The sequence below is a fragment of the Klebsiella spallanzanii genome (assembly GCF_902158555.1).
Lineage (GTDB): Bacteria > Pseudomonadota > Gammaproteobacteria > Enterobacterales > Enterobacteriaceae > Klebsiella > Klebsiella spallanzanii.
In genome coordinates, this window is record NZ_CABGGS010000004.1 from 151,799 (window position 1) to 168,239 (window position 16,441).

The 16,441-nt window shown below is 58.9% G+C and carries 16 protein-coding genes; 2 read left to right on the plus strand and 14 right to left on the minus strand.

Annotated features, from left to right (window positions below):
* Genes FN082_RS07040 through gspC form a run of 13 tightly spaced genes read right to left on the minus strand, consistent with a single transcriptional unit; the run spans position 1 to position 11,625 of the window.
* Positions 1-801, minus strand: a complete 801-nt coding sequence (locus FN082_RS07040) for a prepilin peptidase (protein ID WP_142981367.1) — start codon at positions 799-801, stop codon at positions 1-3.
* Positions 801-1,559: a type II secretion system protein N gene (locus FN082_RS07045; RefSeq protein ID WP_142981351.1), complete on the minus strand. Its 759-nt coding sequence runs from the start codon at positions 1,557-1,559 to the stop codon at positions 801-803. The genes FN082_RS07040 and FN082_RS07045 overlap by 1 nt, the downstream gene beginning before the upstream one ends.
* Complete coding sequence (locus FN082_RS07050) at positions 1,549-2,034, minus strand: type II secretion system protein M (protein ID WP_142981352.1); 486 nt, start codon at positions 2,032-2,034, stop codon at positions 1,549-1,551. The genes FN082_RS07045 and FN082_RS07050 overlap by 11 nt, the downstream gene beginning before the upstream one ends.
* Positions 2,027-3,223 (minus strand): type II secretion system protein GspL, encoded by a 1,197-nt coding sequence (gspL, locus tag FN082_RS07055; protein WP_142981353.1) that lies wholly within the window; start codon positions 3,221-3,223, stop codon positions 2,027-2,029. Before gspL ends, FN082_RS07050 begins: the two co-directional genes overlap by 8 nt.
* On the minus strand, positions 3,216-4,196 hold the full coding sequence (gspK, locus tag FN082_RS07060) for a type II secretion system minor pseudopilin GspK (protein ID WP_139537015.1): 981 nt from the start codon (positions 4,194-4,196) through the stop codon (positions 3,216-3,218). The genes gspL and gspK overlap by 8 nt, the downstream gene beginning before the upstream one ends.
* On the minus strand, positions 4,193-4,789 hold the full coding sequence (gspJ, locus tag FN082_RS07065; RefSeq protein ID WP_142464274.1) for a type II secretion system minor pseudopilin GspJ: 597 nt from the start codon (positions 4,787-4,789) through the stop codon (positions 4,193-4,195). Before gspJ ends, gspK begins: the two co-directional genes overlap by 4 nt.
* The gene (gene gspI / locus FN082_RS07070) at positions 4,786-5,151 is read right to left on the minus strand and encodes a type II secretion system minor pseudopilin GspI (protein ID WP_112215804.1); all 366 of its coding nucleotides are present in this window, start codon (positions 5,149-5,151) and stop codon (positions 4,786-4,788) included. Before gspI ends, gspJ begins: the two co-directional genes overlap by 4 nt.
* Positions 5,148-5,660, minus strand: a complete 513-nt coding sequence (gene gspH / locus FN082_RS07075) for a type II secretion system minor pseudopilin GspH (RefSeq protein ID WP_142981354.1) — start codon at positions 5,658-5,660, stop codon at positions 5,148-5,150. The genes gspI and gspH overlap by 4 nt, the downstream gene beginning before the upstream one ends.
* On the minus strand, positions 5,660-6,082 hold the full coding sequence (gene gspG / locus FN082_RS07080) for a type II secretion system major pseudopilin GspG (RefSeq protein ID WP_110272498.1): 423 nt from the start codon (positions 6,080-6,082) through the stop codon (positions 5,660-5,662). Before gspG ends, gspH begins: the two co-directional genes overlap by 1 nt.
* 20 nt (positions 6,083-6,102) lie before the next feature.
* Positions 6,103-7,311, minus strand: coding sequence for a type II secretion system inner membrane protein GspF (gspF, locus tag FN082_RS07085; protein ID WP_142464271.1), 1,209 nt, complete (start codon positions 7,309-7,311; stop codon positions 6,103-6,105).
* Position 7,312: 1 nt separating this feature from the next.
* A complete protein-coding gene (gene gspE, locus FN082_RS07090) occupies positions 7,313-8,806 on the minus strand; it encodes a type II secretion system ATPase GspE (protein ID WP_142981355.1) in 1,494 nt (497 codons plus the stop codon).
* A complete protein-coding gene (gene pulD, locus FN082_RS07095) occupies positions 8,803-10,785 on the minus strand; it encodes a GspD family T2SS secretin variant PulD (RefSeq protein ID WP_139537021.1) in 1,983 nt (660 codons plus the stop codon). The genes gspE and pulD overlap by 4 nt, the downstream gene beginning before the upstream one ends.
* On the minus strand, positions 10,786-11,625 hold the full coding sequence (gspC, locus tag FN082_RS07100) for a type II secretion system protein GspC (RefSeq protein WP_142981356.1): 840 nt from the start codon (positions 11,623-11,625) through the stop codon (positions 10,786-10,788).
* 473 nt (positions 11,626-12,098) lie between these two features.
* Between gspC and pulA the strand changes: the two genes are divergently transcribed.
* Both pulA and gspB read left to right on the plus strand, forming a co-directional pair.
* Positions 12,099-15,371, plus strand: coding sequence for a pullulanase-type alpha-1,6-glucosidase (pulA, locus tag FN082_RS07105; RefSeq protein WP_142981357.1), 3,273 nt, complete (start codon positions 12,099-12,101; stop codon positions 15,369-15,371).
* Between the two features lie 81 nt (positions 15,372-15,452).
* Positions 15,453-15,992, plus strand: coding sequence for a type II secretion system assembly factor GspB (gspB, locus tag FN082_RS07110; RefSeq protein ID WP_139537024.1), 540 nt, complete (start codon positions 15,453-15,455; stop codon positions 15,990-15,992).
* A gap of 26 nt (positions 15,993-16,018) precedes the next feature.
* Here gspB and pulS read toward each other — a convergent pair whose 3' ends face one another.
* On the minus strand, positions 16,019-16,396 hold the full coding sequence (gene pulS / locus FN082_RS07115) for a GspS family T2SS pilot lipoprotein variant PulS (RefSeq protein ID WP_142981358.1): 378 nt from the start codon (positions 16,394-16,396) through the stop codon (positions 16,019-16,021).
* Between the last annotated feature and the right edge of the window lie 45 nt (positions 16,397-16,441).

Below are 16,441 nucleotides of genomic sequence, written 5' to 3' on the forward strand. Positions count from 1 at the left end.
TTATATCTGATTCCACAAGAAGATCCCGCCGCCCGCCAGCACCAGCCAGGGGCCGAAGGCCAGCGGTTGTTGCAGCGATTGCCGGGTTACCAGCCGCTGTAACAGCGTCCAGACCAGGCCGCTGGCGGAGGCCAGTAGCAGCGTTTGTGGCAGCCACTGCCAGCCGGACCACGCCCCGAGCGCCGCCAGCAGCTTAAAATCACCGTAGCCCAGCGCCTCCTTACCGGTTAGCAGACGAAATACCCAAAACACCGTCCAGAGCGACAAATACCCGGCCATCGCGCCGATCACCGCCTCCGACAGCGGCACGAAGGTATCGCTAAGATTAAACAGCAGCCCGGCCCACAGCAGCGGTAGGGTCAGCCGGTCAGGCAGCAGCTGCGTTTGCGCGTCAATGGCGGCAAGGATTAACAGAACCGATAGCAGAAGCAGGCCGCCCAGCAGCGGTATCCCCGGAGGCATCAGGTACCCGGCCAGCGCAAACAGCATGCCGGTCGCCAGCTCTACCAGAGGATATCGACGCGATATCGGTAGTCCGCAGCAGCGTGAATGCCCCTTCAGCCACAGAAAGCTCAAAAGGGGAATATTATCCCGCCAGGCGATGGACTGATGGCACTGCGGGCAGAACGACGCGGGAAAGCAGAGATTAACGGTCTCGGTTTGCTCCATCATGAGCGGTAAGCGGTGAATAACGACGTTAAAAAAGCTGCCGAACGTCAGACCGAAAAGGAGTAAAAAACCGCTCCAGACGAGCGGGAATTGTGCGGCAAACTCCTCCAGCCGCGTGATATTGTCTATCATCATCGTGTCTCCTGCGATAACCACTGCCCTTGCCACTGCCACGGCGTGCGCCCCTGCTCATCTCTACGCGCATTTTGTGCCGCCAACAGGCTGAGCAGCGCCGGGGCCGCCTGGCGGGTTTGCCATGTCCCGCTAAACGTATAGCGACCGTCTGGCGTGAAAGAACCTTGTCCGCTGAGACTAAGCTGATGAGAATCCTGGGTTAGAGCAATACCCAGAGCGCCCGCTGGGGTACAGCTTATTTTGCCGTCTACGCGAGCCAGTTCAAGCGCCCCTGCCGGGGAGTTGAGCGCCGCATCCCGCCACTGTATATTGCCGCCGGTAATCTGCTGGCAGCCGCTGGCGTTAAAGCTGGCTTCAGGTAATGTCAGCACCACCTGACCGCTGGCTTCCAGCGGTATTCCGAACGCTAACCGCTGGCTGATAAAACGGGCTGGAACCGTGAGACGCCCTTCGCGCACCACAAATTCGTTCAGACCGTGTAGCCAGGCCTGGCCGCGCAGCCCGGACGGGTCGTTAAAACGGATATGCCAGCCGGGAAGCCAGGACGAGAAACCAAACTCCCAGCGCAAATAGGCTATTTCAACGCCGCGCCAGCTGGCCTGCCGGGCTTCCCCTTGCCACAGGGTGCCTGAGGTTTCAGAGAGCCGTGCGCCTTCCGGCAGCGCCAGGGTCAGCAGCCGCGCCGGCGCGCTCAGCAACAGCCAGAAGAGATAGACCGCCGCCAGCAGCAGGCCAATGAGCAGTTTATTTTTCATTACTACGCTCCAGCACCAGCGTATTGACGGTCACCCAGCCGGGCTGCTGCGCTACGGCGGCCACCGCCAGCGTGGCGGTTGTCATCCCCGACTGTCCCAGCGCATCCAGCCATAACATCAGCGACTGGAAATCGGCGGGCTGCACGCTGAGGCTCAGGCGAGCCCCCTGCGGCTGCAGGCGAACGATGGTGATGCCGTGGCGGGCGGCCTCGCGCATAATCACCGTCGATGGCTCTTCCTGCGCCATAGGCGGTTTCTGCTGGCTAAGCTGCCGGAGAAGCGGCGTTTGCTGGCGCATCCACTGCAGATTAGCCTGCTCTCTGGCCAGCGTTTGTCGCCATTGCGCCTCGCGGTTTTGCCACGGCTGCCATAGCGCGTAATACGCCAGGCCGATAAGCAGCATCCCCCCCATCCCCAGGAGCAGATGCTGTTCGCGGCGCGTACGTTGTTGCCATAAGGCGAACAGATTATGCATCGTTGCCCTCCAGCGTCAGACGGCCTTCGATACCGTCGGCGCGCGGCTTCATCTCGCCGGTCTGCACGCGGAATCCCGTTCGTGCCCGGTTGCTGAACTGCTCCAGAGCCTGTGATGAAACGGCGGATATCTCCAGCTGTAGCGTGTTGCGTGTGGCATCAAAGCTTAGGGTGCGCAGGCGGATGCCCGGCGTCTCAGCGATGATTTTTTGCAACGCGCCGAGCCGTGAAATAAGTGCTGGTTGTCCCCCTGAGCTTTCCAGTTGGCGCAGATGCTGTTGCATTTGCAGCCTTGGGTTGATGACGTTTTTTTCCGCCTTAAACCACTGGCGGTAAAAATCGCGGCTGGCCTGCACGGCGTCATCGGCCTGTCGCCCCAGCGCGAGGTGATCGTCCAGGCTGTTTCCGCCCCACAGCAGCGCCAGCGCCAGCGCTGCGGCGATCGCTGGACGCCAGCGCCGGGGCGTCGGTTGACGGCGGCGTTTAGCGGCAAAATTACCCTGGCGTAAACAGATCTTGCGGGCATCCGGGTTGGTCGCCGCCAGTTGGAGCAGGTCCAGCGGCGGGAGAGGCTGCCACGGTGCGGCGATATCCGGCGGCGGCGAATAGCACGCGATCGGCGCGACGTTTTGCCAGTGGGCCAGCAGCCCGTCGAGCCATGTGGTTTCCACCGCCATTCCGTTCCAGGTATCACAGCGAAACAGCCACTGCTCGCCGCACTGTACGGCGCTCCAGCCGGTTGTGTTCTGCGGCAGCGCGAGGATATCCGGGGTCAGAGCCAGTACGTTCAGCCCAAGCGCCTCGCACCATGCCTGCCAGGCGCGCATCTTTTCCTGCCCGACCACCGCCACGGCGCAGTCGGTTTTGTCCTGATGAAGCAGGGCAAAGTGGCTCTCTTCGACCTCCGTCGCCAGCTGTTCTTCGAGTAAAAACGCCAGCGCCTGCTGTGGTCGCCTGATGGCCCCGGCCGGCAGAGTGACGCGGTGAAACGTGCAATCGCTGGCCGGTACCAGCACCCATGCCGGATAGCGCAGCGCCAACAGGCTAAGCGTCCGGTCGCCATCATCAGGATGCCATTCTCCGGTCTGTGCCGCTTCTCCCGGCGCGACCAGCCGCCATAGCGCCGTGGAGGTATCAGGATTGAGGCGAATAATCAGCACGGCGGCGGAAGAGGTCTGGTGGTTATTCATCGGCTACCCAATAGATTCCGTAGCGCCGTTGAACGACGCTGAAGGTTCGCCCCTGTTTTTGCAGGAGGCTACGTTGTTGATAGCGAGCGTTGCCCATCACCACGCTGAAGGTGGCGATAAAACGCTCGCTGTGTACTGCCAGCCACGGGCGCGCGGTGGCGGTATCGGTTTTTTGTAATGTCGGCTGCGACAGAAAGGCGGCGACGCTGCTCCAGCCCGTCGACGCGCGGGTTTGCAGCAGTTGCTGCGCCTCGGGGACGGTGAGTTCCGATGGGAATAGCGCCGCCAGCAGCGCGGCCTGAGCAGGCTTCAGGGTGTTGATATTCACCTGCAGCGCGTCGTCCGTCAGGGCGCAAACATAGGGCAACAGGCGCTGATAGAGCGCCGCGTCCATCCCGGCCAGCAGGCGCAGTTCGCTCACATCCTGTAACGGCTGATTCCCGGTCAGGTAACCGGGGGATTGCGCCATATACACTTCGTCCTCCGCGCCGTTCAGCAGCGGCTCGCGATTGCTGTCGACCCAGTCGCGCAGGGCGGCGGTGAGCTGTAGCGCCCGCAAGGGTTCGCTACCGAGATTTTCCAGCAGCCGGGTAAAGACCTGCGCGGGATAAGGCATTTCGGTGCTTTCATCGCCGTTGAGTTGGTTAATGGCGTTAAGATTGAAGCAGGCCTGGGCGTCGGTAATGGTGGCGTAAATCTCGCCGTCATTGACCGTAAAGCGGCGTCCCTGCTGGGCCCAGTTCTGCGCCAGATGGGTTTGGTTCGGCGAGTCGAGCGCGTCGCGTTGCAGCAGCGCCGCCGCCATGGTTTCCGCCCCCAGCGCGTACCATTTGGCCTGTAGATTATCGAGGGTGGTGGCGGTCTGCTGATACATTTGCGCGCTGCGCTCGGTCATGGCGCTCGCCAGCACCATCATCAGGGCAAGGATCAGCAGCACCATAAGCAGGGCGACGCCGCGCTGGCGGTTGTTCATTGGCTGCCCCCCGGCGTGAGCAGAAACAGCCGCCTGATTTCGCCGTATTGCTCCAGCGTCAGGGTCACTTCCAGCCCCTGCGGCAGCGTCTGCGGCTGCTGCCATTCATCCTGCCAGCGGCCGCTGGCGTAAAAGCGCAGACGGAAGGCCTGAACGCCGCGCTGGACTACGGTTACCGTGGGTTGGCTGCCGGGCAGAGGGTCCTGCTGATCGTAGCTCAGGCGCTCCAGGTTGTTCCCGCGCAGACGGTAGCTGACGTTCTGAATTTCCGAACGCGGCAGCATCCCCAGCGGGTTGGGCCAGCCGTTGCGGCTAAAGGCAATCGCCCAGTCATCGCTGCTCAATTGAAAGCGTCCGGCAAAAAACAGGCTCGCGCTGTCGCGGCTGCGGCGGGGAATGATTTGGCTGAAATCTGCCGCCATCTGGCTGAAGGTTTGCTGTAACGCCTGCATGCGCCCGCTCTTATCACGGGTGAGCGTATCGGCGCGCATCACGTTTTGCAGCACCGTTATGGCAGCGACGCTGAGCGCGGCGAGGATCGCCAGCGCCAGCAGCATTTCGACGAGGGTGAAACCGCGCGAGCGTTGAATCATGGCTGGGTTACATAGGTGCGCAGCGAAGAGAGCGGAGTCTTATCGCTTTTAGCATGACGAACCTCGACGTCCAGCGCCCGAAGCTGCGGCAGGTCGGTTTCCACTCCCTGCCAGCGAATATGCCAGCTGACGCCCGCCGCCTGCACGGTGGTTTCTGACCAGCTCAGCGCCGGAAAGCGATTCTCCAGCCGTAGCTGCACCAGCTGATTATCCGCCAGCCAGCTGGCAAGGGTCTTCTCTTCCATCCGCCCCAGTTGGCGGGTTTGCTGGAGCGTCGCCTGCATCACCGCCAGCCCGGCGAGGGCGAACACCACCAGCGCAACCATCACTTCAATCAGCGTCATACCGGACTGGGGTTTCATTGCGCCTCCTGCGATTCGGTCAGGCTTTCGCCGCGGGCATTAAACGCGATACCCGGCGCATCGCCTATGCTGAGCTGGAACGGCGTCATTTCGCCGCCGGGGAAAATCAATACGTCGGGATTGTTGCCAGGCGTCCAGACCTCGCCCTGTGGGAAAGTAAGGTTCAGCTTGCCCTGATTGAGATTGCCCGAGGTGGCGACGCGCCCGGCCTGCAGCGGTAGCCAGCGATAGCCGTTCCAGCTGTCGCTGGCGGGTGTCGGATCGTTGTTTTCACGGGCTTGCAATACCAGGAACTGCCAGCCATCGGGATGTACCGAGACGCCAAAGAACTGGCCGGTTTGCAGTCCTCGCTGCTGGACAAAGCGCAGCTGCGCCTGAAAGCGCGTCAGCGTCTGCTCCGCACCATCGTCGCGCGAAGCCGGGAAGGCCAGCATCACCATGCCCGCGCTGACGCCCATTAGCAGCAAAATGAGCATCATCTCCAGTAGCGTAAAGCCGCGCTGGCGCACTATTTCTTCCCGATAGTCCAGTTGCCGATATCATCATTGCTCTCCGGGACGCCGTCCGGCCCGAGGCTGAAAATATCCACCTGTCCGTGCTGACCGGGGCTTAACAACTGGTAATCGCCGCCCCACGGGTCCTGCGGTAGGCGGCGAATATAGCCGCCCTCCGGATAGTTGCGCGCGTGCGGCTCGGCGGACGGTGCGGTGACCAGCGCCTGCAGCCCCTGTTCAGTGCTTGGATAGCGGCTGTTGTCCAGTTTGTACATGTCCAGCGCCCCTTCGAGCGCGACAAGGTCGCTGACCACTTTTTGTCGGTCGGCCTTTTCCTTATTGCCCATCAGGTTGGGCACCACCAGGCTGGCGAGCACGCCGAGGATGACAATCACCACCATAATTTCCAGTAAGGTGAATCCGCGCTGTCGTTGCATATTTTTCTCCATTAGAACAATTACATACTCATCAGGGTATTGAGTTGCAGTATCGGTTGCAGGATGGCGAGGACGATAAACAGCACCATTCCGGCCATCGCCACCACCAACAGGGGTTCAAACAGGCTGAGCGCCAGCTGGATTTGCGCGCTCAGCTCCCGGTCCTGATTATCCGCCGCGCGCTCCAGCATGCCGTTGAGCTCGCCGCTCTGTTCGCCGCTGGCGACCATGTAGCGCATCATCGGCGGGAAAAGCTGGGTCATTTCGAGGGCGCGGTGCAGGCTGACCCCTTCGCGAACCGCGTCGCTGGCGGCTTCCAGCTGGCGCTTCGCCCAGGCATTGCTGAGCACTTCCGCGCTGATGCGCATCGCCAGCAGCAGCGGAACGGCGCTGGCGTTGAGAATGCTCAGGGTACGGGCGTAGCGGGCGCTGTTGACGCTGCGCGCGACCCGGCCAATCAGCGGCAGGCGCAGCAGCTGTTTATGCCAGGCCAGCCGCTTTGCGGGCTGACGCAGCAGGTAGCGCAGCAGCAGAATGACCAGCATAATGACCAGCAGCAGCCATGGACCGGCGGTGCGAACCAGGTCGCTCATCGCCATCAGCAGGCGGGTGGAAAACGGTAACGCCTGTTTGAGGTGGATAAACTGGTCGACGACTTTCGGCACCACCGTCGAGAGCAGGATCACAATCACGCTGACGGCAACAAAGGTCAGCACGATGGGGTAAATCATCGCCTGCAGCAGTTTGGCGCGAAGCTGCTGGCGCTGTTCGGTGTAATCCGCCAGCCGGTTCAGCACGCCGTCGAGGTGGCCCGAGGCTTCCCCGGCGGCGACCATCGCGCAGTAGAGCGCGTCGAAACAGCCTGGATAGCCGCGCATGGCTTCCGCCAGGGAATGGCCTTCCAGCACTTTGCCGCGCACCCCGGCGATAATCGTTTTTAGCTGCGGTTTCTCACACTGCTGGGCCACCGCATCGAGCGCTTTTTCCAGCGGGATAGCGGCGGCGACCAGGGTTGCCAGCTGGCGGGTCAGCAGGGCGAGATCGCTTGCGCTCGTGCGGCGGATAAAGCGTGGACGTCCGCTGCTGCTGTTGGTTGTCGGGTCGACTTCCAACGCCAGCCAGCCTTGCTCCCGCAGCAGCTGGCGCGCGTGGCGGGCGGAGTCAGCCTGCTGGACGCCGCGCCGGGTTTTGCCGTTTTCGTCGAGGGCCTGGTAACGAAAAAGCGCCATCTCAGGAGGCCTCCGTGGTCTGCTGCTCGGTGACTCTGAGTACCTCTTGCCAACTGGTGATCCCAGCCAGCGCTTTTTCCCGCCCGGAGTGGCGCAGGGTCGTATAGTCCGCCCCCAACTGTTGGATCAGCGTGACCTCGTTTTCACCGCGGTGGATAGCCATGCGCACACGATCGTCCACCAGCAGCAGCTCGTGAATGCCGATGCGCCCGCGATAGCCGGTAAAACCGCACTCGGCGCAGCCCTGAGGCCGCCAAAGCGCCGTGCCGGGGGCGATATTCATTTGACGAGCGGTGTCGGCATTCGCCGGTTCCTGCTGGCGGCAGTGCGGGCACAGTCGGCGCACCAGCCGCTGCGACATCACCGCCAGCAGAGAGGTGGAGAGCAGAAAAGGCTCCACGCCCATATCCTGCAAGCGCGAGATAGCGCCCAGCGCGCTGTTGGTGTGTAACGTCGAGAGCACCAGATGGCCGGTTAGCGAGGCCTGGACGGCAATTTGCGCCGTTTCGCCATCGCGGATTTCACCCACCAGCACCACGTCGGGATCCTGGCGCAAGATGGCGCGCAGCCCACGGGCAAAGGTCATATCGACTTTACTGTTAACCTGGGTCTGACCGATGCCCTCCAGCTCGTATTCGATAGGGTCTTCAATGGTCATGATGTTGCGCTCGCGGGCATCAAGGCGGCTTAGCGCGGCGTAAAGGGTGGTGCTTTTACCGGAGCCGGTAGGCCCGGTGACCAGCACGATGCCGTGCGGGCTGGCGATCAGCCCATCCACCTGCTGAAGCAGGGCGGGCGACATTCCAAGGGTCAGCAGATCGAGATTAACGCTGTTCTTGTCGAGCAGGCGCAGCACCACGCGCTCGCCATAGCTTGAAGGCAGCGTAGAGACGCGCACGTCGACGGCCCGTCCGCCGATGCGCAGCGCCATGCGTCCGTCCTGAGGAATGCGTTTTTCGGCGATATCGAGGCTTGCCATCACCTTAATGCGCGAGATCAGCAGCGCGGCGAGACGGCGCTGGGGGCGCAGGATTTCGCGCAGCACGCCGTCGACGCGAAAGCGAATTTGCAGATGGCGTTCATAGGTTTCAATATGAATATCCGAGGCTTTCTCTTTGATGGCCTCGGTGAGCATGGCGTTAATCAGGCGAATAATCGGCGCGTCGTCTTCGCTATCCAGCAGGTCGTCGGTGTCCGGCAGCTCTTCGGCAAGGGTGTATAAATCCAGTTCGTTGCCGATATCGGCCATCATCCGTCGTGCCTCAGCGGAATCGCGCTGATAGCTCAGCACCAACAGCTTTTCGAACGCCTCTTCCTCCAGGCTTTCGAGGCTGAACGGCATCGCGGCGACCCGTCGGGCTTCCAGCAGCGCCTGCGGCGCGGTGGCGGCGAGGCAGAAAACCTCGCAACTTTCGCCGTTGCTCAACAGCATCACGTTATGCGTGCGGGCGTAGCTGAAAGGCAGCAGCGGGCGTCGCTCAGCGGCGGGCGTCATAGATTCCCCCCTAAATTGAAGGCGTCGATAGCGGCGCTCACCTGGCGGAAGGCCGCGGTATCCTGGCGCGGATAGATCTCCAGCAGATCGTTACTCAGCATCGCGTCGTTGCTCTCCTTGCCACGCTGTTTGGTCTGGGCGTCGTTAAAGGCGGTGTACTGGCCGGATGATGCCTGGCGGTACTCGTCGCGGTCGCGGATCACCGTCGGGCGAATGAACAGCATCAGGTTGCGCTTGGAGACCTTTTTGCTGGTGGAGCGGAACAGCGCGCCAATCACCGGAATATCACCAAGTAACGGGACTTTATCGGCGGTGTCGGTGACGCTTTTATCCAGCAGGCCGCCGACCACCACCGTTTCGCCGCTGCCGACCAGCACCGCGTTATTCACCGTGCGGGTGTTGAAGGTCGCGCCGAGATCCGAGCTGGTGCTGGAAGCGGCATCCGCCACGCTGGAGACCTCTTGTTCGATCTCCAGCAGCACCGAATCGCCTTCGTTGATTTGCGGCTTGACCTTCAGCTTGATGCCGACGGTTTTGCGCTCGACGGTGTTAAATATGTTGTCGCCAGAGGTGGTTTGCGAGCCGGTGAGTACCGGGACTTCCTGGCCGACGTTAAAGGTGGCTTCCATGTTGTCGAGGGTGACGATGCTCGGTGTGGCCAGAATATCGTTCTTGGTACTGCTGGAGAGGGCGGTCAGCAGCATGGCCCAGTTGCCCTGGTAGAACCCGGCGGCGATACCGTTAAAGGAGCTTAGGGCGCTGGCCAGCGAACTGGTGACGGTGCCGTCTTTGTTGTACTGGTTCGCGCCGGCAATCACTGTCGACATCGGCAGGCCGCTGTTATTGAACTGGGTCATCCCGGCGTTTTTGTTGGCCCACTGGATGCCAAGGTTAAGACCGTCGGCATCCTGCACTTCAGCGATAATCGCCTCCACCAGCACCTGCGGGCGGCGGATATCAAGCTGGGCAATGACTCGCTCAAGGTCGTTCATCACGTCCGGTGCGGCGGTGACAATCAGGGCGTTGGTCTGACCGTGAGCTTTGATAATGATATTTTTATCCAGCGCTGCTACCGGCTTCGCGGCCTGCTTTTCACTCTGAATCGTGCTGCTGATGCCGGTCAGCACTTCCACCAGATCGGACGCCTTGGCGTACTTCAGGTAAATAACTTTAGTATTGCCCTGCGTCGCCTGCTGGCGGTCGAGCTGTTTAATCATCGCGATAATGCGCTGACGAGAGTTCGGTTCGCCGCTGACCAATACCGCGTTGGTGCGTTCATCCGCTACCACGTTGGCGACCATCGAACCGGGCAGCGCCGATTTGCTGGTGTCTTTGTTGAGTTCGGTGACCAGCTTGACCACATCGGCGGCGGAGGCCCAGGAGAGGGGAACGGTCACCACGCTGCGGTCTCCGGCGTTATCGACGCGTTCGACGATGGTCAACAGGCGCTTGATCACCGCCGCGCGGCCGGTCATCAGCAGGACGTTGGAGGGTTCGTAATGCACCACGCTGCCCGCTCCGGCGTTATCGTTAAGCTGGCGCAGCAGCGGCGCTAAATCGCGGGCGGCGACGTTGGTCAGCGGTACCACGCGGGTGACGACTTCGTCGCCGATACCCGGTGCGGCATCGCTTGCCACCGGCACGGCGGCGGTTTTCGCATCCTTTGAACGCACCACTTTCAGCACGCCGTTATTCATATTAATCACGGCGAAGCCGTAGACATCGAGGACGCTGAGGAAGAATTGATAATATTGCTCTTCATTGAGCATATCGTAGCTGCGCACGGTAATGGTGCCGCGCACGCTGGGGTCGATAATGACCGTCTTATTCAGGTTTTTACTCACCGTATTGATAAATTCCTGAATATCGGTTCCCTTGAAGCTGGCGGAAAACTCTTCCGCCGAGACCGGTTTGAATAATAGCGCGGCGAATATCAGCAGCGTCAGAAAAAATGTGCGGATAACGGTGGTGATGATCAATTATTCATCCCTCAGGGCTAGATAAACATCGTGTTTCTGGCCGTCGCGTTCAACGGTAAGGGTTATTTCACTTAATTCCGGTAGCTGCGTTAATGCCTGCTGGGCCTGCTCTTTATCGCGTAAATCCAGGCCGTTCAGAGCAATGGCCAGATCGTTTTCATGGAGACCCACCTCGCGAAATAGCGCTGGATCTTTGCCTGGGTTCAGGCGATATCCGCTAAGTTTGTCATTGGCCATCACCGGTGAAATATTGAGGTAGTGAAGAATATTTTGTGGTTGCTTGCGCAGTTCCTGAGCCAGGTGTCGGGTTGGGGTTGTCGCGTTATTTTTTGCCGCAGTGGGTTGGTCGTTAAACAGCAGAATGGCCTCATTGCTGCCGCGGTAATTGACAATCAGGCGGTCGGGAAAAATGGCGACGATTTTGGCCTCTCCACCCGGCGTGTTATCGCCAACGCCGAGGCTAACCTGTTGATTGCCTTTCATCATGATGGCGATAGCGCGGGACGGATCGGTGCTGGCGAGGAGGCCGGTAACGCGCAGTTTTAAAGCTGAAATAGGGGCCTGCTGAAGGTCATTAACGCTTGCGGGTGCGGCGGTTTTCTCTGCGGTGCCAAACAGCGTAAAGCGCGGAAGCTCCGCTTTAAATGGAATACCTGAAGGTGTCGTCAGGTTGATATTGGTCGATGCGGTGTCCGTAAAGTTTACCGGGAAAATTATTTTCCATGTTAATTGAGCGAGCTGTTGGCAGAGAATTAATAATATGATGGATGTCACAATATGAGGCATGTAATTAATTATTTTTTTATTTGATATTGTTAATCTCATCACGGAATTATGCATTTTCATTCCTTTGTTCATTCTATTTCCCTCAGCAAAAGGTACAGCCCTACCGATATTGGTGGGGCGTTTTTTATTCTAAGTATGCTTATTGCGGGAATCTGCGTAGGTCGCTGCGAATCATAATGAGTTTCGCTATTGCGGTCGTCATTCCCTTTTTATTTTTTCTCCCCCGGCCGCCTACGCCCCCAGGGGATGAATGAATGGATGATTGAACCGAAGAGAGCAAGAATATCTAATTATCGACGCTTTAAAGATATGCTCGTCATTTTTCATGGTGCTGTAATGCACTCTGAATAATTTCGTTCATAGATCACTTCATATAATTAATCAGCATATACCCTAAATAATTCGAGTTGCAGGAAGGCGGCAACGCAGTGAGTCCCCAGGAGCGTACTTAAGTACGTGACTGGGGTGAGCGAGGCAGCCAACGCACATGCAACTTGAAGTATGACGGGTATTAAAGGGACTATCGAATGCTCAGATATACCCGTAATGCCCTGGTTCTGGGATCGCTGGTTTTGCTTAGCGGCTGCGATAACGGATCCTCTTCTTCTTCCTCTGGAAATCCTGACACGCCTGATAATCAGGATGTCGTTGTACGTTTACCTGACGTTGCGGTGCCTGGCGAAGCGGTCACGGCGGTAGAAAACCAGGCGGTTATCCATCTGGTGGATATTGCCGGGATCACCAGCAACAGCGCGGCGGACTACAGCAGTAAAAATCTCTATCTGTGGAACAACGAAACCTGCGACGCGCTGAGCTCGCCGGTGGCTGACTGGAATGATGTCAGCACTACGCCGACGGGCAGCGATAAATATGGCCCGTACTGGGTGGTTCCGCTCAATAAGGAGAGCGGCTGTATTAACGTGATTGTTCGCGATGGCACCAATAAGCTGATCGATAGCGATCTCAAGGTGTCGTTTAGCGATTTTACCGACAGGACAGTATCGGTGATCGCCGGTAACAGCGCGGTCTATGACTCTCGTGCCGATGCCTTCCGCGCCGCGTTTGGCGTGGCGCTGGCCGAAGCCCATTGGGTCGACAAAAATACGCTGCTGTGGCCGGGCGGGCAGGATAAACCCCTCGTGCGCCTGTACTACAGCCACAGCAGCAAAGTGGCGGCCGATAGCGAAGGTAAATTTACCGACCGCTATCTGAAACTGACGCCGACCACGGTTAGCCAACAGGTCAGCATGCGCTTCCCGCATCTTTCCAGCTACGCGGCCTTTAAGCTGCCGGATAACGCCAACGTTGACGAACTGCTGCAGGGCGAAACGGTTGCTATTGCTGCCGAAGAGGACGGGATCCTGATTTCCGCCACCCAGGTGCAGACGGCAGGCGTACTGGATGACACCTATGCTGAAGCGGCGGAAGCGCTGAATTATGGTGCGCAACTGACCGATGGCGGCGTGAACTTCCGCGTCTGGGCGCCGACCGCTCAGCAGGTGGATGTGGTGGTGTACAGCGCGGATAAGAAAGTGACCGGTAGCCATCCGATGACCCGCGACAGCGCTTCTGGCGCATGGTCCTGGCAGGGCGGCAGCGATCTGAAAGGCGCATTCTACCGCTATGCGATGACGGTTTATCATCCGCAATCGCGTAAGGTTGAACAGTACGAAGTTACCGATCCGTACGCGCACAGCCTGTCGACCAACTCGGAGTACAGCCAGGTTGTTGACCTCAACGACAGCGCGCTCAAGCCTGACGGTTGGGACAGCCTGACCATACCTCATGCGCAGAAAACCAAAGCGGATTTAGCGAAGATGACGATCCATGAATCGCATATTCGCGATCTCTCCGCCTGGGATCAGACCGTCCCGGCCGAACTGCGCGGTAAATACCTCGCGCTGACCGCCGGTGACAGCAATATGGTACAGCACCTGAAGAAGCTTTCGGCTTCAGGCGTGACGCACATTGAGCTGCTGCCGGTCTTCGATCTGGCGACGGTGAACGAGTTCAGCGACAAAGTTGCTGACATTCAGCAGCCGTTCAGCCGCCTGTGTGAAGTGAACAGCGCAGTGAAAAGCAGCGAATTTGCCGGGTACTGCGACAGCGGATCCACGGTGGAAGAGGTGTTGAATCAGCTTAAGCAGAGCGATAGTCAGGATAACCCACAGGTGCAGGCGCTGAATACGCTGGTGGCGCAGACCGACTCCTATAACTGGGGTTACGATCCGTTCCACTACACGGTTCCGGAAGGATCTTACGCGACCGATCCGGAAGGTACGACGCGTATCAAAGAGTTCCGCACCATGATTCAGGCGATCAAACAGGATCTGGGCATGAACGTCATTATGGACGTGGTGTACAACCACACCAATGCCGCCGGGCCGACCGATCGCACCTCGGTGCTGGATAAAATTGTGCCCTGGTACTATCAGCGCCTGAATGAAACCACCGGCAGCGTCGAATCCGCTACCTGCTGTTCAGACTCCGCGCCGGAGCATCGGATGTTTGCCAAGCTTATCGCCGACTCGCTGGCGGTATGGACCACCGATTATAAAATCGATGGCTTCCGCTTCGACCTGATGGGCTATCACCCGAAAGCGCAAATTCTCTCGGCGTGGGATCGCATCAAAGCGTTGAACCCGGATATCTATTTCTTCGGCGAAGGCTGGGACTCTAACCAGAGCGATCGCTTTGAAATCGCTTCGCAGATCAACCTGAAAGGCACCGGCATTGGTACGTTCTCCGATCGTCTGCGCGACTCCGTACGCGGCGGCGGGCCGTTCGACTCAGGCGATGCTCTGCGTCAGAACCAGGGCGTCGGCAGCGGCGCGGGCGTATTACCAAACGAAATTACCAGCCTGAGCGATGATCAGGTTCGCCACCTGGCCGACCTGACCCGTCTGGGAATGGCCGGTAACCTTGCCGATTTTGTGATGATCGATAAAGACGGCGCGGTGAAGAAAGGTAGCGAAATTGACTATAACGGCGCGCCTGGCGGTTATGCCGCAGACCCGACGGAAGTCGTCAACTATGTTTCGAAGCACGACAACCAGACCCTGTGGGACATGATCAGCTATAAAGCGTCCCAGGAAGCCGACCTGGCGACCCGCGTGCGCATGCAGGCCGTTTCGTTGGCGACGGTGATGCTGGGGCAGGGGATTGCGTTCGACCAGCAGGGCTCTGAACTGCTGCGCTCGAAATCCTTCACCCGCGACTCCTACGACTCCGGCGACTGGTTCAACCGCGTTGATTATTCTATGCAGGATAACAACTACAACGTCGGGATGCCGCGCAGCAGCGATGACGGTAGCAACTATGACGTGATTTCTCGCGTCAAAGATATGGTTGCTACGCCGGGCGAAGCTGAGCTGAAGCAGATGACCGCGTTCTACCAGGAACTGACCGAACTGCGTAAATCCTCGCCGCTGTTCACGTTGGGCGACGGTAACGCGGTGATGAAGCGCGTTGATTTCCGCAATACCGGTTCCGATCAGCAGGCAGGTCTGCTGGTTATGACCGTGGATGACGGTGCGAAAGCGGGCGCGAGCCTGGATAGCCGCCTTGACGGGCTGGTGGTGGCGATCAACGCCGCGCCGGAAAGCCGGACGCTGAATGATTTTGCCGGGGAAACGCTGCAGCTGAGCGCTATCCAGCAGACGGCGGGCGAATCTTCGCTGGCAAATGGCGTACAGATTGCTGCTGACGGTACCGTCACGCTTCCGGCCTGGTCCGTTGCGGTACTGGAACTGCCGCAAGGCGATGCTCAGGGCGCTGGTCTGCCGGTGAGCAGTAAGTAACTTAAGTTAGTCCTGAACCTCCCGGTCTGCGGTGTGAAAACCACAGGCCGGGATGGCGTTTCTTTATTAAGGAGAAAGCCAGTGCTTGTTCGCCAGCAAGAGCCGTTTCCTCAACCTGATGAGCCCCCGGTGGTGATCGGGAAAATGGTGCAAATTCCGTATGTAACCGTGCCACTGTATGCCGCATTGTTGATTGCGCTGGGCTGGTTTGGCGGTGAGCAATGGCGCAACAAACCTGAGCCGCAGTTGATGACGCAGCCGGTAGCCCATGCGGCGCTGGTGCCGCTGAATCAGACCTCGATTCAACCGGCGGTAAAAAAAACCGCGGCGGCAGTGAAAGCCGAGCCGGAGATGAAGGCCGAAGCGGCAATTGAAGTCGATGAAGATAATCTGCCGCCTTTGCGCTATAGCGTGCACGTCTACGCCTCGCTGGCGGAGAAGCGCAGCATTGTATTGAACGGACAATCATGGAAGGAGGGCGATTCGCCGCTGCCGGACCTGGTTATCGAACAGATCCAACAGGATGTTACCGTGTTTAGCTTTAACGGTAAGACGTTTACCCTGGCAGCGCTGGATGACTGGCCGGGGGGAACGATTGAAGATAGCCCGCAGGGGGAATAAAAATAGCGAAAGCGGATTTGAAAAAACTATTTATTGCCGCGCAGGCTATCAATAAAGGGCGCGAGCTGGCGATTAAACTGGCTGCATTTTGTGGCTTCCGGCGTACTGTCCTGCTGGAGCTGCTGATATAGCTGCGCGCTGCGCTGGCTTAGCGTATTTTCATCAATATTTGCCCATCCGCGTTTTTTACCTGTGTTTATTGCCGCACGGTTAATTGCGTCATCGGCGGGGAGATCGCTGCGGTTGCATTTATTCTTCAGATAGCGCGCCCCGGCGGCAACGGCGGCGAGCTGTTCAAGCTGGGCCTGACTGCTAACGGCAGGACTCAGGGTTGTTGAACGATTTTGCTGACAGCCTGAGAGCAGAGCGAACGCGATAAGCGGAAATATAACGAAATTGCGCATAATATATTAATCGGAAAAAATTAATTGGCTGACAGTTTAACAAAT

What these genes read in the sequence shown, in the direction of transcription:
- gspK (WP_139537015.1), bottom strand. Translation starts at nt 4,196, where the DNA reads ATGAACAACCGCCAGCGCGGCGTCGCCCTGCTTATGGTGCTGCTGATC.
- gspG (WP_110272498.1), bottom strand. Translation starts at nt 6,082, where the DNA reads ATGCAACGACAGCGCGGATTCACCTTACTGGAAATTATGGTGGTGATT.
- gspL (WP_142981353.1), bottom strand. Translation starts at nt 3,223, where the DNA reads ATGAATAACCACCAGACCTCTTCCGCCGCCGTGCTGATTATTCGCCTC.
- gspJ (WP_142464274.1), bottom strand. Translation starts at nt 4,789, where the DNA reads ATGATTCAACGCTCGCGCGGTTTCACCCTCGTCGAAATGCTGCTGGCG.
- FN082_RS07040 (WP_142981367.1), bottom strand. Translation starts at nt 801, where the DNA reads ATGATAGACAATATCACGCGGCTGGAGGAGTTTGCCGCACAATTCCCG.
- gspI (WP_112215804.1), bottom strand. Translation starts at nt 5,151, where the DNA reads ATGAAACCCCAGTCCGGTATGACGCTGATTGAAGTGATGGTTGCGCTG.
- gspE (WP_142981355.1), bottom strand. Translation starts at nt 8,806, where the DNA reads ATGACGCCCGCCGCTGAGCGACGCCCGCTGCTGCCTTTCAGCTACGCC.
- gspC (WP_142981356.1), bottom strand. Translation starts at nt 11,625, where the DNA reads ATGCATAATTCCGTGATGAGATTAACAATATCAAATAAAAAAATAATT.
- pulA (WP_142981357.1), top strand. Translation starts at nt 12,099, where the DNA reads ATGCTCAGATATACCCGTAATGCCCTGGTTCTGGGATCGCTGGTTTTG.
- FN082_RS07050 (WP_142981352.1), bottom strand. Translation starts at nt 2,034, where the DNA reads ATGCATAATCTGTTCGCCTTATGGCAACAACGTACGCGCCGCGAACAG.
- gspF (WP_142464271.1), bottom strand. Translation starts at nt 7,311, where the DNA reads ATGGCGCTTTTTCGTTACCAGGCCCTCGACGAAAACGGCAAAACCCGG.
- pulS (WP_142981358.1), bottom strand. Translation starts at nt 16,396, where the DNA reads ATGCGCAATTTCGTTATATTTCCGCTTATCGCGTTCGCTCTGCTCTCA.
- FN082_RS07045 (WP_142981351.1), bottom strand. Translation starts at nt 1,559, where the DNA reads ATGAAAAATAAACTGCTCATTGGCCTGCTGCTGGCGGCGGTCTATCTC.